This is a genomic window from Streptomyces sp. NPDC048718 (assembly GCF_043198875.1).
Taxonomy (GTDB): domain Bacteria; phylum Actinomycetota; class Actinomycetes; order Streptomycetales; family Streptomycetaceae; genus Streptomyces.
The window spans coordinates 394,749-418,593 of record NZ_JBICVG010000005.1 but is presented as its reverse complement, the minus strand read 5'-3'; the positions used below and the strand labels follow the sequence as shown (position 1 = coordinate 418,593).

Sequence of the window (23,845 nt, the reverse complement as noted above, 5' to 3'; positions counted from 1 at the left end):
GCGGAGCGCCGGAGGGACAGGCCCGGGCCCTACGCCGTCATCGGCCGCTGCACCCGGATCGACTGGAGCAGCCCGATCGCCACCCACACCGCGAACATCGACGAACCGCCGTACGAGACGAACGGCAGCGGCAGACCGGCCACCGGCATGATGCCGAGGGTCATCCCGATGTTCTCGAAGGACTGGAAGGCGAACCAGGCGATGATCCCGGCCGCCACGATCGTGCCGTACAGCTCGGTCGTCTCGCGGGCGATCCGGCAGGCGCGCCACAGGATCACGCCGAGCAGCACGAGGATGAGCCCCGCGCCGACGAAGCCCAGCTCCTCCCCCGCGACGGTGAAGACGAAGTCGGTCTGCTGCTCGGGCACGAACTGGCCGGTGGTCTGGGACCCCTTGAAGAGTCCCGAGCCGAGCAGCCCGCCCGAACCGATCGCGATCCGCGCCTGGTTGGTGTTGTAGCCGACACCGGCCGGGTCGAGGTCCGGGTTGGCGAAGGCGGCGAACCGGTTGATCTGGTACTCGTCGAGCATGCCCAGCGTGGTGACGAGCACCGCGCCGAGGACGCCCGCGCCGATCAGGCCGAGGACCCAGCGGTTGGAGGCGCCGGAGGCGAGCAGCACCCCGAGCACGATGACCGCCATGACCATCACGGAGCCGAGGTCGGGCATCAGCATGACGATGCCCATGGGCAGGGCGGCCAGGCCGAGCGCCTTGGCGACGGTGCCGTGGTCGGGGTGGAGCTGGTCGCCCGCGTCGACCTTCGCCGCCAGCAGCATCGCCATCACCAGGATGATGGTGATCTTGACGAACTCGCTGGGCTGGAGCGAGAAGCCGCCGCCGACGACGATCCAGGCGTGCGCGCCGTTGATGGTCGCGCCGAGCGGGGTGAGCACGGCGAGGATCAGCACGATCGAGATGCCGTACAGGAACGGGACCGCGCCGCGCAGGGTGCGGTGACCGAGCCAGACGGTGCCGATCATCAGGGCGAGCCCGATCCCGGTGTTCATGGCGTGCCGGAACAGGAAGTAGTACGGGTCGCCCTGGTTGAGCGAGGTACGGCCGCGGGTCGCGGACCACACGAGCAGCGAGCCCAGGAAGGACAGGGCGAGCGCCGACAGCAGGATGGGCCAGTCGAGCCGGCGCAGCACCGAGTCGCGGGCGGCGAGCCGGGCGATCGCGCCGCGCTTGGGCGCGTAGCGGGAGACGGAGAAGCCGTGGGGCGTGGTCATCGGTCAGTCCCTCCCGCGCAGGGCGGTGCCGGGCGGTCCGGCCAGCGGGTCGGTGGGCTTGCGCGGCGGATCGGCGGGCTGGTCGGCGGGCGGTCCCGCCTCCGTCGGCGGCGCGGTGTCGGCCGTCTTGCCCGCGTTCGGGTCGTACGGCTCGATGCCGGGCGCGTCGATGGAGCCGTCGGCCGCGATCTTCGGCAGGTCCTTCTGGGGCTGCGGCAGCAGCGCCCGCTTCAGGTCCTGCTTGCCGGAGTCGTCGAAGCCGTACAGCGCGTCGTAGATGTTGCGCACGGCGGGGCCGGAGGCGCCGGAGCCCGTACCACCCTGGGAGATCGTCATGACGATCGAGTAGTCCTTGGTGTACGTGGCGAACCACGAGGTGGTCTGCTTGCCGTAGACCTCCGCCGTACCCGTCTTGGCGTGCATCGCGACCTTGTCCTGCGGCCAGCCGCCGAACCGCCAGGCGGCCGTACCGCGGGTGGCGACACCCGCGAGGGCTTCGTCTATCAAGTCGCGGGTCGCCTTGGTGAACGGCAGCTTGCCGTGCGACTTGGGCTTGATCTCCTCGACGCTTTTGCCGTCGGCGGCGATGACGGCCTTGCCGACGGTCGGGTTCCACAGGGTGCCGCCGTTGGCGATGGCGGAGTAGATGGTGGCCATCTGGATGGGGGTGACGAGGGTGTCGCCCTGGCCGATGGAGTAGTTGACGGAGTCACCGGCGCGCATCAGGTTGCCCTCCAGACAGTTCTCGTACGAGAGCTGCTGGACGTAGGTGCCGCCCTTCTTGCCGTTCTTGCACCACCAGTCCTTGTTGGCCGACCAGAAGTTCTGCTTCCACTGGCGGTCGGGGACCCGGCCGGTGACCTCGTTGGGCAGGTCGATGCCGGTCTCGGCGCCGAGGCCGAACTGGTGGGCCGTCTTGTAGAACCAGTCGCCCGGGTGGCTCTTCGGCTTCATCCCGCCGTCCTTCTGCCACTGCTGGTGGGCGAGGGCGTAGAAGACGGTGTCGCAGGAGACCTCCAGGGCGCGGCCGAGCGAGATCGGGCCGTGGTTTTGCGACTCGAAGTTCTTGAAGACCTGGTTGCCGATGGAATACGAGCTGGTGCAGGGGTAGCGGCCGTCGAAGTCGTAGCCGGCGTTGACGGCGGCGGCGGTGGAGACGACCTTGAAGATGGAGCCCGGCGCGGCCTGGCCCTGGATGGCCCGGTTGAGCAGCGGGAAGTTGGAATTCTTGCCGGTGAGGGCGGCGTAGTCCTTGGCGGAGATGCCGCCGACCCAGGCGTTGGGGTCGTAGTCGGGCAGCGAGGCCATGGCAACGACCCGGCCGGTCTTGGCCTCCATGACGACGACGGCGCCCGCGTCGGCCTTGTAGTTCTCGTTGGTGTTCTTGTCGAAGGTCTTGCGGGCTTCCTTCATGGCGTTGGCCAGTTCCCATTCGGCGACCGCCTGGACGCGGGCGTCGATGGAGGTGACCACGTTGGCGCCGGGCACCGCCGGGTCGCTCTTGGCCTGGCCGATGACCCGGCCGAGGTTGTCGACCTCGTAGCGGGTGACGCCGGCCTTGCCGCGCAGCTGCTTGTCGTAGGTGCGCTCCAGGCCGGAGCGGCCGACCATGTCGGAGCGCAGATACGGCGACTCGGTGGTCTTTGCCTTCTCGATCTCCTCGTCGGTGACCGGCGAGAGATAGCCGAGGACCTGGGAGGTGCGGGACTTGCCGGGGGCCGGGTAGCGGCGTACGGCGGCGGGTTCGGCGGTGATGCCGGGGAAGTCCTCGGCGCGCTCGCGGATCTGGAGGGCCTGCTGGGTGGTGGCCTCGTCGGTGACCGGGATGGGCTGGTAGGGCGAGCCGTTCCAGCAGGGCTTGGGCGTCTTGGAGTCGCACAGCCGGATCTTGTTGACGACGTCCTCGGGCTTCATGTGGAGGACGTCGGCGAGCCGGGTGAGGACGGCCTTGCCGTCGTCCTTCATCTTCATCAGCTCGGTGCGCGACGCGGAGACCACGAGCCGGGTCTCGTTGTCGGCGAGCGGCACCCCGCGGGCGTCCAGGACGGAGCCGCGGACGGCGGGCTGGACGACCCGCTGGACGTGGTTGTTCTTGGCCTCGTCCCCGTACTCCTTGCCGTTGCGGATCTGGAGGTACCAGAGGCGTCCGCCGAGGGTGAAGAGCAGGGAGAAGACGAGAACCTGGATGACGACGAGCCGGATCTGGACCCGGGGGGTCCGCCCGGTCTCCGGGATGTTGCTCATGCTGCCGCTGCCCCCTGGATCACAGTCGCTTGACTCCCTTGATCCGCCCGGCGCGCGAAGCGCGGTTGCGGGCGGCCTTGATACGCAGTCCGTTGCTCGGGCCGCCGATTCTCAGGCCGGTGCCGGAGGACAGCCAGCCGGAGGCCACGTCGGCGCCGTTCGCCCCTGTCGCGCCGGCGATCGGGTCGTTGTCGACGCGCCGGGCCAGGGCCATGATCAGCGGCACCGCGAAGGGGGCGAGGAGCAGGTCGTACAGGACGGCCGTGAACAGCAGGAAACCGAGGCCGACATGGCGGGCGGCGGTGTCGCCGACGAGGGCGCCGACCCCCGCGTAGAGCAGGGTGGAGCCGACGGCGGCGGCGGCCACCACGGTCATCGGGCCGGTGGCGGACTTGAGCCGGCCGTTCTCGGGGCGGGCCAGGCCGCACAGATAGCCGACGAGGCAGAGCACCAGGGCGTAGCGGCCGGCCGCGTGGTCGGCGGGCGGGGCGAGGTCGGCGAGCAGTCCGGCGGCGAAGCCCGCGAGGGCGCCGGTGACGTGTCCGTACACCAGGGCGAGGGCGACGACCGTGAGCAGGACGAGGTCCGGGACGGCGCCGGGGAGCTGGAGCCGGGCGAGGACGGAGACCTGGACGACGAGGGCGACGACGACCAGCACGGCCGACAGAATGATGCGGTTGATCTTCACGGTGTCGCCCCCTGGTCCTGCGGCTGCTGGTTCTCGTCCGGCTGGTCGGCGGGCGGGGCGGCGGGCGGCTGGGCCGCCTGGCCCGGCTGCTGGACGCGGCCCGCGGCCGGTCCGACCGGCGCCTGACCGCCCGTCTGCTGTCCCGGCTGCCGCTGCCCGTCGGGCTGCCGGCCATCAGCCTGCTGACCGTCCTTCGCCGGCGGCGGGGCCGTGACGGTGACGGTCGGCGCGGGCTTGGGCTTCTGCGGCAGGACCATGTCGCGCGGGTCGGTGCGCGGGGCCTGGACGACGACGCCGACGATGTCGAGCTTGGTGAAGCCGACGTACGGACGGACGTAGATGTTGCGGGTCAGACCGCCGCCCGCGGGGTCGACGCGGACGACCTCGCCGACGGGCACGCCGGGCACGAACGGCTTGTCGGCCTGCGAGCCGAAGGTGACGAGCCGGTCGCCCTTCTTCACCTTGGCCTTGCCGTTGAGGAGCTGGATGAGCAGCGGGCGGTCGCCCTGGCCGGTGGCGAAGCCGAGTTCGTCGCTCTTCTCCATCCGGGTGCCGACGGTGAAGTCCGGGTCGTTGGCGAGCAGCACGGTGGACGTGGAGGGGCCGACGGTGGTGACGCGGCCGACCAGTCCGGAGCCGTTGATGACGGTCATGTCGCGCTTGACGCCGTCCCGGGCGCCGATGTCGATGGTGACGGTCCAGGAGAAGCCCTGGGCGGCGCCGATGGCGATGACCTGGGCTCCCTTGATGCCGTACTGACCGGCCCCGGCGGTCTTCAGCATGGCGTCGAGTTCGCGCACCCGGTTGCGGTTGCGGTCGTCGCTGCCGAGCTTCGTCTTGAGGGCCGCGTTCTCCTTCTCCAGGGCGGCGATACGGGTGCTTCGCTCCCCGGAGTCGCGGACGGCTCCTATGGCGTTGCCGACCGGGTCGACCGCGGAGGCGACTCCGTTCTCGACCGGGCCGAAGACCGCGGCCGCGGCCTGCCGGGCACCGTCGACCGGTGACTCCTGGCCTCCTCTGATGTCCACCGTGATCAGCGCGAACGCGGTGGCGATCAGCAGCACCAGGAGCAGCCGGCTCTCTCGTGTGTCCCTCACGTGCGGCGGCCGTGCCCTTCCTCGAATCGACAGATGACGGAGTTGTACGGGCGCGGGTACGAACGGCACCGGGGTGCGCGTACGCGCGCGGGGCGCGAGATGCGCCGGGCGGCCTCGCGACGGCGCCGGGCCCGGGATCACTCCCGGGCCCGGCGGGGCCGTCAGCGGCGTGGCTGGGCGTCCAGGACCTGCTGGAGGGCCTCGAACTCCTCGACGCACTTGCCGGAGCCGAGCGCCACCGAGTCCAGCGGGTCCTCTGCGATGTGGATCGGCATGCCGGTCTCCTGGCGCAGCCGCTCGTCGAGGCCGCGCAGCAGGGCGCCGCCGCCGGTGAGGACGATGCCCCGGTCCATGACGTCGCCGGACAGCTCCGGCGGACACTTGTCGAGGGTGGTCTTCACCGCGTCCACGATGGCGTTGACCGGCTCCTCGATGGCCTTGCGGACCTCGGCGGCGGAGATGACCACGGTCTTCGGCAGGCCGGAGACCAGGTCACGGCCGCGGATCTCGGTGTGCTCGTCCTGCTCCAGCTCGTACGCCGAACCGATGGTGATCTTGATCTGCTCGGCGGTGCGCTCGCCAAGGAGGAGCGAGTACTCCTTCTTGACGTGCTGGATGATCGCGTTGTCCAGTTCGTCGCCGGCCACCCGGATGGACTGTGCCGTGACGATTCCGCCGAGGGAGATGACGGCCACCTCGGTGGTGCCGCCGCCGATGTCGACGACCATGTTGCCGGTGGCCTCGTGGACCGGCAGGCCGGAGCCGATCGCGGCGGCCATCGGCTCCTCGATGATGTGCACCTGGCGGGCGCCGGCCTGGGTGGACGCCTCGATGACGGCGCGGCGCTCGACTCCGGTGATGCCGGAGGGCACACAGACGACGACCCGGGGGCGGGCCAGATAGCGGCGCTTGTGGATCTTGAGGATGAAGTAGCGGAGCATCCGCTCCGTGATCTCGAAGTCGGCGATCACGCCGTCCTTGAGCGGGCGGACCGCGACGATGTTGCCGGGCGTCCGGCCGATCATCTTCTTCGCCTCGGCACCGACCGCGAGAATGCCGCCGGTGTTGGTGTTGATCGCGACGACGGACGGCTCGTTCAGAACGATGCCTCGACCCCTGACGTACACCAGCGTGTTGGCGGTCCCGAGGTCGACAGCCATGTCACGGCCGATGAACGACATTGAGTTCCCCTTGATTCCCATGAGGATCGTCGGGCCTTCCCTAGCGGAGCGTTGACGGCTTCTCAGGACGGCGAGGTGGTGGCTGACGAGGCAGCGGCGTGGAGTTCTCCATCGTAGTGCCGCCCGTGCGCCTGCCGCGCGGCGGACCGCCTCGCTCCACCTCTGTATAGGTGACGGAATGACGCGGCGATCCGTTCCCGGGATCGGCGATCATATGCCAGAGGGCGACCGAATTCCTTCGGTCGCCCTCTGGCGCATGCGCTGTTCGGCGGAGGCGGTGCCCCGTCGGTCGGCCGGTCGGCCGTACGGACCGTTCCGGGACCGGATCGGCTCGGCTCGAATCGGTCCGGCTCGACTCGGTCCGGCTCGGGCTCAGGCCGGCTCGGGCTCAGGCCGGCCCCGACCGGAGCCCGGCGCGGTCCCGGATCAGACCAGGCCGGGGAAGAAGATCTTCATCTCGCGCTCGGCGGACTCCTCGGAGTCCGAGGCGTGGATCAGGTTCTCGCGGACGATGGTGCCGAAGTCGCCGCGGATGGAGCCCGGGGCGGCGGCGATCGGGTCGGTCGGGCCGGCCAGGGTCCGCAGACCCTCGATGACCCGCTCGCCCTCGACGACCAGCGCGACGACCGGGCCGGAGGCCATGAAGCCCATCAGCGGCTCGTAGAACGGCTTGCCCTTGTGCTCGCCGTAGTGCTGCTCCAGGGTCTCCTGGTCCAGCTCGCGCATCTCCAGGGCCGCGAGGGTCCAGCCGGCCTTGCGCTCGATACGGCCGATGATCTCGCCGACCAGGCCACGGCGGACGGCGTCGGGCTTGAGCAGGACGAGCGTGCGCTGGCTCACGGGAAAACTCCTTTGGGGACTTCGGACAGACTTAAGGGTGGAACAAAGCAGACAAGGGGGCGCGGGCCACTGAATCTACAGGGCCCGCACCAGGGAACATCACGCAGCGTCAGGTGCTGCCGAGCCTTCGGCGGCGGCCGCGCCCGCCGCCCAGCGGGCCTTGATCTCGTCGATCCTCCGGCCGTAGTGCACCGAGGCCCACCACAGGACGGCGAAGACCGCGCCCAGGAAGAACATCACCGGGACGACGAAACCGCTCGCGATCAGCGCGATCTGGAGCGCCCAGCCCAGCTGCACACCCCCCGGACGGGTGATCATCCCGCACAGCAGGATCGTCAGGACCATGGCGATCCCGCACACCGTCCAGACCGTCGACGTGGACAGCGTGTCGTCCTTCATGGCGACCAGACCGGCGAAGCCGATCACGAAGAACTCGCCGATCAGCGTCGAGGCGCAGAGCGTACGCACAGGTTTCAGCCCCTCTTGAGCAGCAGCCGGGCATCGCCGACCGTGAAGATCGAACCGGTGACGAGCACACCGCCGCCCGCGTACTCGCCCTCCTCCTCGGCGAGCGTGATCGCGGCCTCGATGGCGTCGTCCAGGCGCGGCTCCACCACCACCCGGTCCTCGCCGAAGACCTCGACCGCGAGCGCGGCGAGCTCGTCCGGGTCGCTCGCGCGCGCGTTGGAGTTCGAGGTGATCACGATCTCCGCGAAGATCGGCTCGAACGCTTCGAGCAGCCCCCGGGCGTCCTTGTCCGCGCTCGTCGACACCACGCCGATGAGCCGGGAGAAACCGAAGGACTCGGTGACCGCCTCGGCCGTCGCGCGGGCGCCGTGCGGGTTGTGCGCCGCGTCCAGGACGACCGTCGGCGACGAACGCACGATCTCCAGCCGGCCCGGCGACGACACCTGCGCGAACGCGCGGCGGATCGTGTCGATGTCCAGCGTGCGGGCGTGCTCCGCGCCGATGCCGAAGAACGCCTCGACCGCCGCCAGGGCCACCGCCGCGTTGCGCGCCTGGTGCGCGCCGTACAGCGGCAGGAACACCTCTTCGTACTCGCCGCCCAGACCCCGCAGCGTCAGCAGCTGGCCGCCGACCGCGACCTCGCGCGCGGTGACGCCGAACTCCATGCCCTCGCGGGCCACGGTGGCGTCCACCGAGACGGCCTTCTTCAGCAGCACCTGCGCCGCGTCCACCGGCTGCTGCGCCAGGATCACCGTCGCGCCCTGCTTGATGACACCGGACTTCTCGCCGGCGATCTCGCCCGTCGTCTCGCCGAGGCGGTCCGTGTGGTCCAGATCGATCGGCGTCACCACCGCGACCGAACCGTCGATGACGTTCGTCGCGTCCCACGTGCCGCCCATGCCGACCTCGACCACGGCCACGTCGACCGGGGCGTCCGCGAACGCCGCGTACGCCATGCCGGTGAGGACCTCGAAGAACGACAGCCGGTACTCCTCCCGGGCGTCGACCATCTCCACGTACGGCTTCACGTCCCGGTACGTCTCGATGAACCGCTCCGGGTCGATCGGCGCGCCGTCCAGGCTGATCCGCTCGGTGATGGTCTGCACGTGCGGCGAGGTGTACCGCCCGGTGCGCAGATCGAAGGCGCCGAGCAGCGACTCGATCATGCGGGCCGTCGACGTCTTGCCGTTCGTGCCCGTGATGTGGATCGACGGATACGCGTGCTGCGGATCGCCCAGCACGTCCATCAGCGCCGCGATCCGCTTGACCGACGGCTCCAGCTTCGTCTCGCCCCAGCGGGTCGAAAGCTCCGTCTCGACCTCGCGCAGCGCGCGGTCCACCTCCGGATCCTCCGGACGGGACGGCACCGGGTCGCCCTGCGGCGGGCCGGTCATCGCGCGCAGGGTGCGGCTGCCGGCCTCGATCACCGCCAGATCGGGATCACGGTCGGTCGCTTCGTCGACGATGCCGTCGAACTGGTCGTCGTCGGCCTGGTCGCGCGGGTCAGTCGAGTCACTCACGGGTCCAGTCTACGGAGCCGGGCGCCGCACGCTGTGGTGCGGGGCGGGGGTGGGGCGCGGACGCGGGCTACCGCAGGCCCGACGGCAGTGTCGCCCTCACCACGTACGCGTCGCCGGTGCGGGTCGCGTGGAGGGTGCCGCCCATCGTCGTGACGCGTTCCGACATGGAGAGCAGGCCCGTGCCGGCGGAGACCGGGGCGCGGTCCGGCGGGGTGGCCGGGAGGGGGTTTCGGACCTCCAAGTGGAGGTCGGCGTCGTCGAGGGTGATGGCGACGGTGACGGGGAGGCCGGGGGCGTGCTTGGCCGCGTTCGTGAGGCACTCGCGGACGACCCGGTGGACCGCCGCCTGGCGCAGCGGGGAGAGGCCCTTCGCCCCGGCGTCGACGTCGAGCCGGACGGGGCTGCCCATCTGCTCGCTCTCCTCGGCGAGGGCCGCGAGACCGTCCAGGCCGGGGGTGTCGTCGGTGCGCCGGACGATGGTCTCGTTGAGCATGTGGTGGGCGCGACGGGCGGTGTCGGCCAGTTCCTCGAAGTCCTGCTGGTGGGCCTGGCCCCGGGCGCGTACCGCCAGCACCTCGGCGCGTACGGCGAGGAGGGTCAGCTCCCGGCCCACCAGGTCGTGGACGTCGCGGCCGACCTGGATGCGCTCCTCCTGGACGGCCTGCCGGGCGGCGGACGCGCGGCGCTCGACCTCCAGGGCGGCGACCAGGTCCTGGCGGTACGCGGCGATGCCGACGCCCGCCGCGAGGACGCCGATGGGCAGGACCAGGCTGAGGAAGTCGCTGAGGGTGTCGCCGTGCCGGTCGGGCCAGCCCGGCAGGTTGAAGTACACGTACGCGACGACCACGTACAGGGCGGTGGCCGCCGCGGCGGTCCGGCGGCCCCGGAAACGGCCGAGGGAGTACAGCGCGAACTGGATCATCGTCAGTTCGTGCAGCCAGCCCAGCATGCTCATGGCCACCACGAACGGCACCCACGGCACCCGGCGGCGCAGCGTCAGCGTCGACGCGGCGGCCGCGAAGACCAGGGCCGCGGCCCAGCCGGGGAGCGAGTTGTCCTCGCGGGCCAGTCCGGGCACGTCCAGGACCATCAGGCCGAAGGAGAAGAGCGCGGCGACGACGTCCATGGCCGGCGGCGACACGGCCCACCGGTCCACACAGCGGCGCAGCGTGAGCGGGGCGGGCGAGGGGGGCATGCGGCCATCATCCCGGGTCGAAGGTCCCGTCACCGTGGTCCTGAAGTCCCGATCACTGTGAGATCGCACACTTCGTCCGGATCGGACTAAATTTCTGACGTTGCGTCACACGCGAAAGGGCCCCTCCCGCGCTCGGCGCGCGGGAGGGGCCCTTTCGTCGTCCGGTTACGCCTGCGGCAGGCGGTCCAGCTGCGTCTGGATACGGGCGATGTCCTCGTCCGCCTTGGCGAGACGGCCCTTGATCTTGTCCACGACGTTGTCGGGCGCCTTGGCGAGGAACGCCTCGTTGCCCAGCTTGCCCTCGGCCTGCGCCTTCTCCTTCTCGGCGGCGGCCAGGTCCTTCGCGAGCCGCTTGCGCTCGGCGGCCACGTCGATGGTGCCCGACAGGTCGAGGGAGACCGTCGCGCCGGCGACCGGCAGGGAGGCGGTGGCGGAGAAGCCCTCGCCCTCCGGCTGGAGGCGCAGCAGCTGACGGATGGCGGCCTCGTGCGAGGCGAGCGCGGTGCCGTCGAGGTCGAGACGGGCCGGGACCTTCTGGCCGTCGTTGAGGCCCTGCTCCTTGCGGAAGCGGCGGACCTCGGTGACGACCCGCTGGACCAGCTCGATCTCGCGCTCGGCGGCCTCGTCGCGGAAGCCGCTGTCCTTCGGCCAGTCGGCGATCACGAGGGACTCGCCGCCGGTCAGCGTGGTCCACAGCGTCTCGGTGACGAACGGAACGATCGGGTGCAGCAGGCGCAGCATGACGTCCAGGACCTCGCCGAGGACCCGGCCGGAGACCTTCGCGCCCTCGCCGCCCGCGAAGAACGTCGTCTTCGACAGCTCGACGTACCAGGCGAAGACCTCGTCCCACGCGAAGTGGTAGAGCGCCTCGCTGAGCTTGGAGAACTGGAAGTCCTCGTAGTACGCGTCGGCCTGCGCGACCGTCTTGTTGAGGCGCGAAAGGATCCAGCGGTCCGTCGCGGACAGCTGCTCGGCCGGCGGCAGCTCGCCCTCGATCGTCGCGCCGTTCATCATCGCGAAGCGGGTGGCGTTCCAGATCTTGTTGGCGAAGTTGCGGGACGCCTGGACCCAGTCCTCGCCGATCGGCACGTCGGTGCCCGGGTTGGCGCCCTTGGCCAGGGTGAAGCGGACGGCGTCGGAGCCGTACTTGTCCATCCAGTCCAGCGGGTCGACGACGTTGCCGAAGGACTTCGACATCTTCTTGCCGAACTCGTCGCGGACCAGGCCGGTCAGGGCGATGGTCTTGAACGGGACCTCGCCGTCCATCGCGTACAGGCCGAACATCATCATCCGGGCGACCCAGAAGAAGATGATGTCGTGGCCGGTGACCAGGACGTCGGTCGAGTAGAACTTCTCCAGCTCCGGCGTCCGCTCCGGCCAGCCGAGCGTGGAGAACGGCCACAGGCCGGAGGAGAACCAGGTGTCGAGGACGTCGGTGTCCTGGTGCCAGCCCTCGCCCGTGGGCGGCTGCTCGTCGGGGCCGACACAGACGATCTCGCCCTCCGGGCCGTACCAGATCGGGATCCGGTGGCCCCACCACAGCTGGCGCGAGATGCACCAGTCGTTCATGTTGTCGACCCAGTCGAAGTAGCGCTTCGACATGTCGGCCGGGTGGATGGCGACCCGGCCGTCGCGGACCGCGTCGCCGGCGGCCTTGGCCAGCGGCTTGACGTTGACCCACCACTGGAGGGACAGGCGCGGCTCGACGGTGGTCTTGCAGCGCGAGCAGTGGCCGACGGAGTGCGTGTACGGGCGCTTCTCGGCGACGATACGGCCCTGCTCGCGCAGGGCGCCGACGACCGCGGAACGGGCCTCGAAGCGGTCCAGGCCGAGGAAGGGGCCGTGGACGGTGATGACGCCGTGCTCGTCCATGACGGACAGCGACGGCAGGTCGTGGCGCTGGCCGATGGCGAAGTCGTTCGGGTCGTGCGCGGGCGTCACCTTGACGGCGCCGGTGCCGAACTCCGGGTCGACGTGGGTGTCCGCGACGACCGGGATGGTGCGGTCGGTCAGCGGCAGCTTGATCTGCTTGCCGACCAGGTGCGCGTAGCGCTCGTCGTCGGGGTGGACGGCGACGGCGGTGTCGCCGAGCATCGTCTCGGCGCGGGTGGTGGCGACGACCAGCGAGTCCTCGCCCTCGCCGTAGCGGATGGAGACCAGCTCGCCGGCGTCCTCCTGGTACTCGACCTCGATGTCGGAGATCGCGGTGAGGCAGCGCGGGCACCAGTTGATGATGCGCTCGGCGCGGTAGATCAGACCGTCCTCGAACAGCTTCTTGAAGATGGTCTGGACGGCACGGGACAGGCCCTCGTCCATGGTGAAGCGCTCGCGGCTCCAGTCGACGCCGTCGCCGAGCCGGCGCATCTGGCCGAGGATCTTGCCGCCGTACTCCTCCTTCCACTGCCAGACACGCTCGACGAACTCCTCGCGGCCCAGGTCGTGGCGGGACTTGCCGACCTCGGCGAGCTGCTGCTCGACCTTGTTCTGGGTGGCGATGCCGGCGTGGTCCATGCCGGGCAGCCACAGGGCCTCGTAGCCCTGCATGCGCTTGCGGCGGGTGAGGGCGTCCATCAGCGTGTGCTGGAAGGCGTGGCCCAGGTGGAGCGAGCCGGTGACGTTCGGCGGCGGGATGACGATGGTGAAGGGCGGCTTGTCGCTCTTCGCGTCGGCGGTGAAGTAGCCGCGGTCCACCCAGCGCTCGTACAGCGCCCCCTCTACCTCGGCCGGCGCGTACGTGGTCGGGAGTTCGGGGGTGGCTGCGGGGTGCTGCTGAGTGTTATCGGTCACCGGGCCAGTTTAAAGGTGTCACCGCCCGGTCCTGAAACGCGATTCTTCGGTAACGGTGTGGGCCCCGTCGCGCTTCTCGCCGCCGACTTCCGACAGGATGTTCGGCAGCATAAGCATTCTGTGAGGGGAACCCGTCCATGAGCCACAATCAGCCAGGACCGTACGGCGGCCAGCCGAACCCGTACGGGCAGCAGCCCGGGCCTTACGGGGGCCAGCCGAACCCGTACGGGCAGCCGCAGGCGCCGCAGCCCGGTTACGGCTACCCCCCGCAAGCCCCGCAGGCCCCGCAGGGCGTCCCGCCGCAGGCCCCCGGCCCGTACGGCCAGCCGCAGGGTTACGGGTACCCCCCGCAGCCCCCGCAGGCGCAGCCGGGCCCCTACGGGCAGCCCGCCCCGCAGCAGCCCGGCCCCTACGGGCAGCCGCCGCAGCCCCCGTACGGCGCCCCGCAGGGCCCCGGCGGTTACGACATGCCCCCGCCGGGCGGTCCGAAGAAGAGCAAGGCCGGCTGGATCGTCGGCGGCGCGGCCGTCGTGGCGCTCGCCGTGGGCGCGTACTTCGTCATCGGCGGGGGCGGCGGCTCCAACGTCGCGGACGACGGCGCGCACAAGCTGATCACCCCGGCCACGGTGCTCGGCGAGTACAAGAAGTCCTCCAAGGACGAGGCGTCGTCGAGCGACAAGGACTCGCTGAAGCAGGCGGAGAAGGACGGTGTCCGCAACGCCAAGGAGGTCCAGGCGTCCTATGAGGTGAAGGACCCGAACAACCCGCTGGCCGGGAAGATGCTCCAGTTCAACGGCCTCTACGGCGAGATCGACGACCCGGAGAAGGTCGTCGACTCCATCTTCGCCTTCGTCAAGGCGCAGTCGGCGAAGGAGCAGGGCAAGAGCAAGGACGGCACGGGCGAGCTCCAGGGCGACCCGCAGGCGTACAACCCGGCCGAGCTGGGTGACGCCGTTCTCAAGTGCCAGCAGTCCAAGACGGAGGCGAACCCCGCCGAGAAGACGCCCGCGTTCACGGTCTCCTTCTGCGTGTGGGCCGACCACAGCACGGTGGGCATCGTGGTCCCGCTCGACATGGGGTCCCTGCTCACGGGCAAGGGCGGCTCCCCCGAGGACGCGGCCGGCCTGACCGCCAAGTTCCGCAAGGAAGTCCGCGTCAAGATCTGACGCCCGGGCCCTGAGGCACGGCTCCTGAGACACGGGGCCCGGTCCTCGGCCGAGTACCAACGATGAAGGGGCGCCCCCGGCGGGGGCGCCCCTTCATCGTGTCCTACAGCGGGAGTTGCTCCCGGCTCACGCGCTCTTCTCGTGCCGTCCGTCGTTCTTCACGATCCGGGGCACCAGCGTCGGGTTGACGTTGTTACGGACCACGTCGGCCGTGATGACCACGCGGGCCACGTCCTTGCGGGACGGAACCTCGTACATCACCGACTGGAGGACTTCCTCCATGATCGCGCGCAGACCGCGCGCGCCGGTGCCGCGCAGGATCGCCTGGTCGGCGATGGCCTCCAGGGCGGGACGGTCGAAGTCCAGCTCGACACCGTCGAGTTCGAAGAGCCGCTGATACTGCTTGACCAGCGCGTTGCGCGGCTCGACGAGGATCTTGAGGAGGGCCTCGCGGTCCAGGTTGTGCACCGAGGTGATGACCGGGAGACGGCCGATGAACTCGGGGATCATCCCGAACTTCACCAGGTCCTCGGGCATGACCTCCTGGAACACCTCGCTCGACTCGATCTCCCGCTTGGAGCGGATGGTCGCGCCGAAGCCGATGCCCTTGGCGCCGGCCCGCGACTCGATGATCTTCTCCAGGCCGGCGAAGGCGCCGCCCACGATGAAGAGCACGTTCGTCGTGTCGATCTGGATGAACTCCTGGTGCGGGTGCTTCCGTCCGCCCTGCGGCGGCACGGAGGCGGTGGTGCCCTCCAGGATCTTCAACAGGGCCTGCTGTACGCCCTCGCCGGAGACATCACGCGTGATCGACGGGTTTTCGCTCTTCCGGGCGACCTTGTCGATCTCGTCGATGTAGATGATGCCGGTCTCGGCCTTCTTGACGTCGTAGTCGGCGGCCTGGATCAGCTTCAGGAGGATGTTCTCGACGTCCTCGCCGACATAGCCGGCCTCCGTCAGCGCGGTGGCGTCGGCGATGGCGAACGGGACGTTGAGCATCCGGGCCAGGGTCTGCGCGAGCAGCGTCTTGCCGGAGCCGGTCGGGCCGAGCAGCAGGATGTTGGACTTCGCCAGCTCGATGGCGTCTTCCCGGCTCGCCCCGCCGCCGTTCTCGCCGGCCTGGACGCGCTTGTAGTGGTTGTAGACGGCCACCGAGAGCGCCTTCTTGGCGGGCTCCTGACCGACGACGTACCCCTCGAGGAACTCGTAGATCTCGCGGGGCTTGGGGAGTTCCTCCCAGCGCACCTCGCTCGTCTCCGCGAGTTCTTCCTCGATGATCTCGTTGCAGAGGTCGATGCACTCGTCGCAGATGTACACACCGGGACCCGCGATGAGCTTCTTCACCTGCTTCTGGCTCTTTCCGCAGAACGAGCACTTGAGCAGATCGCCGCCATCACCGATGCGTGCCACGAGGTGCTTCCCCTTCGCCTGGGAGCGCCTGGTTCAGCGACTCCTGGTGCCTCATATTCGACGGTACCTTGCCGGGCCCTTCACCCGGGCCCCCCTTGACGCGGTTGGCAGGGGCGGAATCCGGCCATGCCGTCCTCCGTGACACCCCGCGTGCCGCGTCAAGGGAAGGTCGGGCGTCAGACCGTGACGGCGCCCTTGCGGGTCGAGACGATCTGGTCGACCAGACCGTACGCGAGGGCGTCCTCGGCGGTCAGGATCTTGTCGCGCTCGATGTCGTCGCGGATCTTCTCGATCGGCGTCGAGGAGTGCTTGGCGAGCATCTCCTCGAGCTGGCTGCGCATGCGCAGGATCTCCTTGGCCGCGATCTCCAGGTCGGAGAGCTGCTCACGGCCGGTGCCGCCGGAGGGCTGGTGGATCAGGATCCGGGCGTTCGGCAGCGCCATCCGCTTGCCGGGGGTGCCCGCGGCGAGCAGCACGGCCGCGGCGGAGGCCGCCTGGCCCATGCAGACCGTCTGGATGTCCGGCTTGACGAACTGCATCGTGTCGTAGATGGCGGTCAGCGCGGTGAACGAACCACCGGGGCTGTTGATGTAGATCGAGATGTCGCGGTCCGGGTCCATCGACTCCAGGCACAGCAGCTGCGCCATGACGTCGTTGGCGGAGGCGTCGTCGATCTGCACGCCGAGGAAGATCACGCGCTCCTCGAAGAGCTTCGCGTACGGGTCGTACTCGCGCACACCCTGCGAGGTGCGCTCGACGAAGCGGGGAACGACGTAACGGTTGTCCACCTGCGGGCCGGTGTAGAGACCGCTCGCGGAGAAGTTCGGGGTCATGGGGCTGTTCACCATCCTGGGGGCGTTCGTGGGGCTGGGGCTGCGGTGCGGGGCCGGATCAGGCGCCCGTGCCGCCGCCGCCCGGGACACCCGCGGCGTGGGTGATGATGTCGTCGATGAGGCCGTACTCCTTGGCCTCCTCGGCGGTGAACCAGCGGTCGCGGTCACCGTCGCGGATGATCGCCTCGACCGTCTGGCCCGAGTGGAGCGCGGTGATCTCGGCCATGCGCTTCTTCGTACGCAGCAGGTACTCGGCCTGGATCTTGATGTCCGAGGCCGTGCCGCCGATGCCGGCGGAGCCCTGGTGCATCAGGATGTCGGTGTTCGGCAGCGCGAAGCGCTTGCCGGCGGTGCCGCCGGTGAGCAGGAACTGGCCCATGGAGGCCGCCATGCCCATGCCGATGGTGACGATGTCGTTCGGGATGTACTGCATGGTGTCGTAGATGGCCATGCCGGCCGTCACCGAGCCACCGGGGCTGTTGATGTAGAGGTAGATGTCCTTCTCCGGGTCGGCTGCCAGGAGGAGCATCTGCGCGGTGATCTTGTTCGCGATCTCGTCGTCGACCTGCTGGCCGAGGAAGATGATCCGCTCGCCGAGAAGCCGGTTGTAGACGTGGTCGCCGAGACCACCACCGATGGACGGCTCACCCGCGGCGTAAGGCTTCAGATTCGTCACGTATCCACCTGCTCGTCTCCGACGGCCCCGTGCCGTCTCGCGTCTCGTTCTGGGGGCAGTGCCCCCGTATCCATGGACCCTAACGCGCTGGTAGGCGGGCGCCATCCCGGTTCCCGAACTGTTCGCTCGGAGCGCAAGGTGGGCGGAGCGCGCATGAAGCGGAGCACGCGCGAAAGGGCCGGTGTACGGCACGGGCCCGGGCGCACAGTGGTGCGTCCGGGCCCGTGGCGCGGGTACAGCGGGCTTGGCCGGGCGAACGGGCCGCCCGGAGAGCCTTACTTGTCCTCGGAGACCTCGGCCTCGCCGGTGGCGGCCTCGACGGTCTCGGCGGCCTGCTCCTCGTCCTCGTCGGACAGGTCGACCACGTTGCCGTTGGTGTCGACGACCTTGGCGGCCTCGACGACGACCGCGAGGGCCTTGCCGCGGGCGACCTCGCCGACCAGCATCGGCACCTGGCCGCCCTGGACGACGGCCTGGGCGAACTGGTCGGGGGACATGCCGGAGGAGGCGGCGCGACGCATGAGGTGCTCGGTGAGCTCCTCCTGCTCCACGTTCAGCTTCTCCTGGGAGACCAGCTCGTCGAGCAGGAACTGGGTCTTGATGCCCTTGACCGCCTGCTCCTTGGTCTCGGCGTCGAACTCCTCGACCGTCTTGCCCTGGAACTCCAGGTACTTCTCGAGGGTCAGACCCATCTGACCGAGCTGGTGGTGCTCCAGGTTGTGCTTGCGGGTGGTGACCTCCTCCTCGAGAAGCTTCTCGGGGACGGGGATCTCCGCCAGCTCCAGGAACTTCTCCAGGACGCGCTCCTGGGCCTGGGTGGCCTGGTCGAACTGCTTCATGTTCTCGAGGCGCTTGCGGCTGTCGGCCTTGAGCTCGTCGAGGGTGTCGAACTCCGACGCCATCTGTGCGAACTCGTCGTCCAGCTCCGGCAGCTCACGGGCGGCGACGGTGGTGACCTTGACGGTGACCTCGGCGTCCTTGCCCGCGGCGGAGCCGCCCTTCAGCTGCGAGGAGAAGGTGGCCTCGCCACCGGCCTCCAGGCCGGTCACGGCCTCGTCGATGCCGTCGAGCAGCTCGCCCGAACCGATGGTGTACGAGACACCCTCGGCGACACCGTCGGCCAGGACCTCGCCGTCGACCTTGGCCTCGAGGTCGATGGTGACGACGTCACCCTCGGCCGCGGCGCGCTCGACCGGGTTGGTGGAGGCGAAGCGGTCGCGCAGCTGCTCGACCGACTTCTCGACGTCCTCGTCGCTGACCTCGATGGCGTCGACCTCGACCTCGATGCCGGAGTAGTCCGGGATCTCGATCGTCGGGCGGATGTCGACCTCGGCGGTGAAGGCCAGCAGCTCGCCGTCCTTCAGCTCGGTGATGTCCACCTCGGGCTGGCCGAGCGGGTTGATCTCGGCCTCGTTGGCGGCCTGGGTGTAGAACTTCGGAAGCGCGTCGTTGACGGCCTCCTCCAGCACGGCGCCGCGGCCGAACCGCTGGTCGATGACACGCGCGGGGATCTTGCCCTTGCGGAAGCCCTTGACCGTGACCTGCTGGTTGATCTTCTTGTACGCCGCGTCGAGGCTGTCCTTGAGCTCCTCGAAGGGCACCTCGACAGTGAGCCGAACCCGGGTCGGGTTCAGGGTCTCCACGGCGCTCTTCACGGTTCGGTCTCCTTGGTGGCTGATTCCTGGTTTCCGGCGGTCCCACCTGAGATGGTTCCGGCCGATCGGCCCGGTCCAGAGAGACACACGGGCACGCAGCTTGCATAGTAACCGCAAGCGACGGGCGGCCCACAATGTGATCTTGCGCTGGTCGATCTTGTGCTGGTCGGGGTGGCGGGATTTGAACCCACGGCCTTCCGCTCCCAAAGCGGACGCGCTACCAAGCTGCGCCACACCCCGTCGGTGCGACACGTAGGGTACATGCACGGGAACAGTCCGACGTCCTCGATTTCCGAGGCGTGTGCGCGGACCTCCCGGAACCCGCTACGATGGCGTCCGTGCCGCGGCCCCAAAGCCTGCGGCATGTCGGTGCACGCGGGCGTAGCTCAATGGTAGAGCCCTAGTCTTCCAAACTAGCTACGCGGGTTCGATTCCCGTCGCCCGCTCTGAAGATGGAAAAGGCCCCCTGGACATGGTCCAGGGGGCCTTTTCCATGTGCGCCGCCGTACGCGCGCGGGGTGGTCAGGGGGCTACAGGCTTGCGGGGGTACGGAGTTCACGCGGCCGGGCCGTCCGCGCCGGCGGGCCCGGCGGCGCCGTACAGGACGTCCGGCACACAGGCCGTACGCGCCGCGCGCCTCAGAACTGGATGGCGCTGATCGACGCGGATATCGAGTTCAGGAAGCGCTGGATGGACTCGGACATGCCGGTGAAGGCGAGGAAGAAGCCGAAGAGCACGGCGACGAGCGCCGGTCCCGGCTTGAGGCTCTTGCTGCGGATCAGGACCACCAGGATGATCGCCAACAGCAGCACCACGGACAGTGAAACGGCCATAACTGATCACACCTCTGGTCGGTCGCGCTTACCGCCGGGAGCGCCCGTCACACAGGCCCCCGCCGCATCCATCGTGCCATCAACCTTCTGCCCATGCCCGGTGGGTGACGAACCGTCGACAGCGAACGGCAGAGAAATCCGGCCAATGTGACGGATTTCATGGTGTCGTCCCAGGGGTCATCGGGGGTTCCGAAAGGCCCAACAAGGTGCGCATCCGGGCGTATTTGACGGTGAGCCGGGCGCGGGTCGCGGAGTCGAGGGCGGCGAGCCGGGCCGGGTCGGCGTTGTGCGCCAGGTCGGCTTCCTTGACGAGCGGGGCGCCGGGGGTGGCGCGGATCCGTTGGGCATATGCCTCGGGTTCCTCGCCGGGACGCTTGGTGAGGGCCCGCACCATCGCCTTGACCGCGTCGGGAAGGGCCGCCGCCGTCAGCCACTCCTCGGAGAGGGCGTCGTCCTCGACGGCGTCGTGCAGCCATCCCGCCGCGATCTGTTCCGCGCTGCCGCCCCGCGCCCGCACCCCCTCGGCGACGGCCCGCAGATGTTCCGCGTAGGGCCGGCCCGCCTTGTCGGTCTGCCCGGCGTGGGCGGCGACGGCGAGCGTCTCGATCTCGGCGAGGGTGAGGTACGGGCGCGGGGACGGGGAGGGGGCTGCGGTCATGGGGGCCAGGCTACGGACCGGGCCGGCCGCGGACAGGGTCTCGGGGCTTCGGACGGGGCTACGGACCGGGCGAGCGCAGCGCGGCGCGGGCCGGGAGGGACGTCGCGGCGAGGCCGAGGGCGACGATGCCCGCGGCGAACGCCCCGTAGACCAGCGGCGGGATGTACGGGCCCTCGCCCGTCAAGGCGCGGGTCAGCGGGACGAGGGTGGCCAGGGCGATCAGGCTGCCCAGCACGGTGCCCGCGAGGGTGACCAGCAGGGACTCCCAGCGGATCATGCGCAGGACCTGGCGGCGGGTGGTGCCGACGAGGCGCAGGACGCGCAGTTCGCGGCGGCGGTCGAGGACGGTCATCACCAGGGTGTTGGCGGCGGCGATCGCCGCGAATCCGCCGAGGACGGCCGCCATGACGGTGTTGGCCCAGGCGTTGAGTTCCCGGTCCTGGTTGCGCGCGGCGGCCCGGCCGGCGGCGTCGGTGACGGTGAGCGGTCCGAGCGCGGCGAGGTCGGCGGCGTGGCCACCGCGCACCAGCAGCTCGTCGGCGTACGGGCTGGAGACGTGACCGGCGAGGTCGGCGGCGGACAGGGTGATCTCGCCCAGGCCGAGGCCTCGGCCGTAGGTGGCGACGACGCGCGGGGTGGCCTTGGTGCCGTCGGGCAGCCGGAGGGCGAGCCGCTGCCCGGTCCGTACCCCGGCCGTCTCGGCGAGGGTGGCGTCGACGGCGGCGGTGCCGGGGCCGAGGTCGGCGAGCGAGCCGGTGCGGACGTCGAGGTCGAGCACCGGGCTCGGGTCGGCCAAGACGCCCTGCGCCGCGACGGGGAGGAAGCCCATGGTGTCGTCGGGGACGAGGACGCCGGTGCGCTGGACGGTCACGGCGGCGGTGACCCCGGGGATCTCGGCGGCGCGGCGGGCGGTGTCGGTGGGCAGTCCTCCGGCCGGGGCGGTGACGACATGGTCGGCGACGACGCCGTCGCGCTGCTGGTGCCGGGTGGCCCGCTCGGTGCTGGTCTGGAGGAAGACCAGGGTGGAGGTGAAGGCCAGGGCGAGCACGATGGGGGTGAGGGCGGAGGCGAGCCGGCGGGCGTTCGTACGGGAGTTGGCGGCGGCGAGGTGGCCGGAGGCGCCGAGGCGGCCGAGCGGCAGCCTGGCCAGGGCGGCGCAGATCCGGGCGATCCACGGGCCGAGCAGGGCGACGGCCACCATGAACAGCATGACGACGCCGAGGGCGGCCTGGGCGGAGTCCATGCCGGACTGGGCGGTGGCGACCCCGCCGAGGCCGACGCCGCCGGCCAGGGCGGCCAGGCCGAATCCGGTGCGGAGGCGTCCGGGCCCCGCGAGTTCGGTCCGCCCCTCGGCCAGCGCGCTGCCGGGCGCGGTACGGGAGGGGCGGCGGGCGGCCGTCAGGCCGGCGAGCAGCGCGGTGAGGACGACGGCGACGACGGCCGCGAGGAAGGGCAGCGGGCCGGTGTCCAGCCGTACGCCGTCGGGGATCGCGCCCCGGACCCGCAGAGCGTCGAACCACCAGCGGGCGAGGGCGAGTCCGGGCAGGCAGCCGAGGGCTCCGGCGAGCGGGGCGAGCAGCAGGGCCTCGGTGGCGATCGAACGGCGCAGCTGGCGCGGGGTGGTGCCGATGGCGCGCAGCAGGGCGAACTCGCGGGAGCGCTGGCCGACCGAGAGCGCGACGGTGCCGGCGGCGGTGAAGACGGCGACCATGGTCGCGGTGCCGCCGAAGGAGCCGCCGAGTCCGATGAGCAGGTCCCGGGCGGCGGGCAGCGCGGCACCCTCGGCGAGAGTGCGGTCGTCGCCGGTGTGCACCAGGGCCTTGCCGTCCAGGGCGTGGCCGAGGCGGCCGGCGAGCGCGGCGGGGTCGGTGCCGTGCTCGGGCAGGACGGCGATGGCGTCGACGGTGCGGGGGTGGCCGGACAGGGCGAGGGCCCGGGCGTCGGTGAACCAGACGCCGGGGGTGTCCGTGGTGCCGGAGACGGTGAACGTACGCCGGCCGGCCGGGGTGTCGAGGGTGAGGCGGGCGCCAGTCCTGCCGAGGCCGGGGCCGGTCACGACCTGGTCCGGGCCGCCCGGGGCGGTGCCGGAGGTCGTACGGACACCGGTGAAGGCGGTGGAGCCCCAGCCGGAGGCGGTGAGCGGGCCGCCGGCGGAGGCGGGGGTACCGGCGGGGGCGTCGGCCGGGGCGCCGGAGACGGCCCGGACCGGGTAGCCGACGTCGCCGATCGCGCGGGCGGTGCCGGGGACGGCGGCGGCCGTACGCACCAGGCGGGCGTCGAGTCGGGCCCGGTCGGGCACCGTGACGGACTGGGTCTCGGGCTCGGCGCCCAGGTTGACGGTGGCGTGGACCTGCTGGTCGGCGGCGGCGACCACGGGGGCGCCGGCGTAGCGGGTGGGCGGCACTGAGGCGGTCAGACCGGTCTGGAGCAGCAGTCCGCAGCCGGAGACGACGGCGGCGGCGAGCAGCAGGGCCAGGAAGGTGCCCGCGAAGGCGGACGGCTTGAAGCGGATCGCCGCGCGGGCGAGTCCGTTGGCGCGGAGCATCAGGCGGCCGTCCCGGCGAAGTGAGCGAAGGGGGCGGTGGCGGTGGTGGCCGGGGCGGCGGGACGGGCGGCGAGCGCGGCCATCCGGGCGGCGATCGTGCCGGGGGTGCTCCGCGGGAGCGTGTCCACCAGGCTGCCGTCCGCCAGGAAGATCACCCGGTCGGCGTAGGCCGCGGCGACCGGGTCGTGGGTGACCATGACCACAGTGGCTCCGAGGTGGTCGACCGCGCTCCGCAGCAGGGCCAGCACCTCGGCGGCGGTGGTGGGGTCGAGGGCGCCGGTCGGCTCGTCGCCGAAGATCACGTCGGGGCAGGTGACCAGGGCCCGGGCGATGGCCACCCGCTGCTGCTGGCCGCCGGAGAGCTCGCCGGGGCGGCGGGCGCCCTTGTCGCCGAGTCCGACCTGGGCCAGGACCTCGGCGGCGCGCCGGCGGTCGGGGCGCAGGCCGGCCAGGCGCAGCGGCAGCAGGACGTTCTGTTCGACGGTGAGGGAGGGCAGCAGGTTGAACGCCTGGAAGACGAAGCCGAGACGGCTGCGGCGCAGCTCGGTGAGCCGGTTCTCGCCGAGGCCGGTGATCTCGGTGCCGCCGAGCCGGATGGAGCCGGCGGTCGGGCGGTCGAGTCCGGCGGCGCACTGGAGGAAGGTCGACTTGCCGGAGCCGGACGGCCCCATGACGGCGGTGAAGGTGCCGCTCGGCAGGCTCAGGTCGATGCCGCGCAGGGCGTGGACGGCGCGGTCGCCCCTGCCGTACTGGCGTCGCACTCCGGCGAGTTCGACGGCTGCCGTGTCCGGGCCCATGGGTTCCTCCGTACGTTCGTTCT

19 protein-coding genes and 2 tRNA genes are annotated in these 23,845 nt (G+C 70.8%); 2 read left to right on the top strand and 19 right to left on the bottom strand.

The window, feature by feature from the left end; genetic code table 11:
* Positions 1–29 precede the first annotated feature (29 nt).
* The 10 genes from rodA to ACGFRB_RS12430 all read right to left on the bottom strand — a co-directional run bounded on the left by rodA (position 30) and on the right by ACGFRB_RS12430 (position 13,249).
* Positions 30–1,229 carry a rod shape-determining protein RodA gene (gene rodA / locus ACGFRB_RS12475; RefSeq protein ID WP_363006500.1) on the bottom strand — a complete coding sequence of 400 codons (1,200 nt, stop codon included), beginning with the start codon at positions 1,227–1,229 and terminating at the stop codon, positions 30–32.
* 3 nt (positions 1,230–1,232) lie between these two features.
* A complete protein-coding gene (mrdA, locus tag ACGFRB_RS12470; protein WP_393242361.1) occupies positions 1,233–3,473 on the bottom strand; it encodes a penicillin-binding protein 2 in 2,241 nt (746 codons plus the stop codon).
* A gap of 19 nt (positions 3,474–3,492) precedes the next feature.
* A complete protein-coding gene (gene mreD / locus ACGFRB_RS12465) occupies positions 3,493–4,161 on the bottom strand; it encodes a rod shape-determining protein MreD (RefSeq protein ID WP_393242358.1) in 669 nt (222 codons plus the stop codon).
* Positions 4,158–5,258: a rod shape-determining protein MreC gene (gene mreC / locus ACGFRB_RS12460; RefSeq protein WP_393242355.1), complete on the bottom strand. Its 1,101-nt coding sequence runs from the start codon at positions 5,256–5,258 to the stop codon at positions 4,158–4,160. Before mreC ends, mreD begins: the two co-directional genes overlap by 4 nt.
* A gap of 161 nt (positions 5,259–5,419) precedes the next feature.
* On the bottom strand, positions 5,420–6,439 hold the full coding sequence (locus tag ACGFRB_RS12455) for a rod shape-determining protein (RefSeq protein ID WP_363006508.1): 1,020 nt from the start codon (positions 6,437–6,439) through the stop codon (positions 5,420–5,422).
* A 426-nt stretch (positions 6,440–6,865) separates the two neighbouring features.
* Positions 6,866–7,279, bottom strand: coding sequence for a nucleoside-diphosphate kinase (gene ndk / locus ACGFRB_RS12450; RefSeq protein ID WP_393242352.1), 414 nt, complete (start codon positions 7,277–7,279; stop codon positions 6,866–6,868).
* Between the two features lie 99 nt (positions 7,280–7,378).
* Positions 7,379–7,747: a DUF4233 domain-containing protein gene (locus ACGFRB_RS12445; RefSeq protein WP_363006512.1), complete on the bottom strand. Its 369-nt coding sequence runs from the start codon at positions 7,745–7,747 to the stop codon at positions 7,379–7,381.
* 5 nt (positions 7,748–7,752) lie between these two features.
* Entirely contained in the window at positions 7,753–9,267 is a 1,515-nt protein-coding gene (locus tag ACGFRB_RS12440; protein ID WP_363006514.1) for a folylpolyglutamate synthase/dihydrofolate synthase family protein, read from the bottom strand.
* Positions 9,268–9,334: 67 nt separating this feature from the next.
* A complete protein-coding gene (locus tag ACGFRB_RS12435; RefSeq protein ID WP_393242347.1) occupies positions 9,335–10,462 on the bottom strand; it encodes a sensor histidine kinase in 1,128 nt (375 codons plus the stop codon).
* 165 nt (positions 10,463–10,627) lie between these two features.
* Positions 10,628–13,249 carry a valine--tRNA ligase gene (locus tag ACGFRB_RS12430; RefSeq protein WP_363006518.1) on the bottom strand — a complete coding sequence of 874 codons (2,622 nt, stop codon included), beginning with the start codon at positions 13,247–13,249 and terminating at the stop codon, positions 10,628–10,630.
* A 137-nt stretch (positions 13,250–13,386) separates the two neighbouring features.
* Between ACGFRB_RS12430 and ACGFRB_RS12425 the strand changes: the two genes are divergently transcribed.
* Complete coding sequence (locus ACGFRB_RS12425; RefSeq protein ID WP_393242344.1) at positions 13,387–14,415, top strand: hypothetical protein; 1,029 nt, start codon at positions 13,387–13,389, stop codon at positions 14,413–14,415.
* Between the two features lie 126 nt (positions 14,416–14,541).
* Here the strand turns inward: ACGFRB_RS12425 and clpX are convergent, their stop codons facing one another.
* The 5 genes from clpX to ACGFRB_RS12400 all read right to left on the bottom strand — a co-directional run bounded on the left by clpX (position 14,542) and on the right by ACGFRB_RS12400 (position 19,229).
* A complete protein-coding gene (gene clpX / locus ACGFRB_RS12420) occupies positions 14,542–15,825 on the bottom strand; it encodes an ATP-dependent Clp protease ATP-binding subunit ClpX (protein WP_363006522.1) in 1,284 nt (427 codons plus the stop codon).
* A 176-nt stretch (positions 15,826–16,001) separates the two neighbouring features.
* Entirely contained in the window at positions 16,002–16,658 is a 657-nt protein-coding gene (locus tag ACGFRB_RS12415; protein ID WP_393242341.1) for an ATP-dependent Clp protease proteolytic subunit, read from the bottom strand.
* Between the two features lie 58 nt (positions 16,659–16,716).
* A complete protein-coding gene (locus ACGFRB_RS12410; protein WP_361234050.1) occupies positions 16,717–17,334 on the bottom strand; it encodes an ATP-dependent Clp protease proteolytic subunit in 618 nt (205 codons plus the stop codon).
* Positions 17,335–17,609: 275 nt separating this feature from the next.
* Positions 17,610–18,989, bottom strand: a complete 1,380-nt coding sequence (gene tig, locus ACGFRB_RS12405; RefSeq protein ID WP_393242337.1) for a trigger factor — start codon at positions 18,987–18,989, stop codon at positions 17,610–17,612.
* A 163-nt stretch (positions 18,990–19,152) separates the two neighbouring features.
* Positions 19,153–19,229, bottom strand: a tRNA-Pro gene (locus ACGFRB_RS12400).
* A gap of 135 nt (positions 19,230–19,364) precedes the next feature.
* Here ACGFRB_RS12400 and ACGFRB_RS12395 point away from each other — a divergent pair.
* Positions 19,365–19,435: transfer RNA gene (locus ACGFRB_RS12395), tRNA-Gly, on the top strand.
* Between the two features lie 192 nt (positions 19,436–19,627).
* On the opposite strand, the gene ACGFRB_RS12390 is transcribed toward ACGFRB_RS12395, so the two are convergent.
* The 4 genes from ACGFRB_RS12390 to ACGFRB_RS12375 form a co-directional block, all read right to left on the bottom strand.
* A complete protein-coding gene (locus ACGFRB_RS12390; protein ID WP_361234056.1) occupies positions 19,628–19,822 on the bottom strand; it encodes a hypothetical protein in 195 nt (64 codons plus the stop codon).
* Positions 19,823–19,979: 157 nt separating this feature from the next.
* Positions 19,980–20,480: an HD domain-containing protein gene (locus ACGFRB_RS12385; protein ID WP_363006528.1), complete on the bottom strand. Its 501-nt coding sequence runs from the start codon at positions 20,478–20,480 to the stop codon at positions 19,980–19,982.
* A 58-nt stretch (positions 20,481–20,538) separates the two neighbouring features.
* Positions 20,539–23,025, bottom strand: a complete 2,487-nt coding sequence (locus ACGFRB_RS12380; protein ID WP_393242333.1) for an FtsX-like permease family protein — start codon at positions 23,023–23,025, stop codon at positions 20,539–20,541.
* Positions 23,025–23,822 carry an ABC transporter ATP-binding protein gene (locus ACGFRB_RS12375; protein WP_393242330.1) on the bottom strand — a complete coding sequence of 266 codons (798 nt, stop codon included), beginning with the start codon at positions 23,820–23,822 and terminating at the stop codon, positions 23,025–23,027. The genes ACGFRB_RS12380 and ACGFRB_RS12375 overlap by 1 nt, the downstream gene beginning before the upstream one ends.
* Positions 23,823–23,845: the final 23 nt, after the last annotated feature.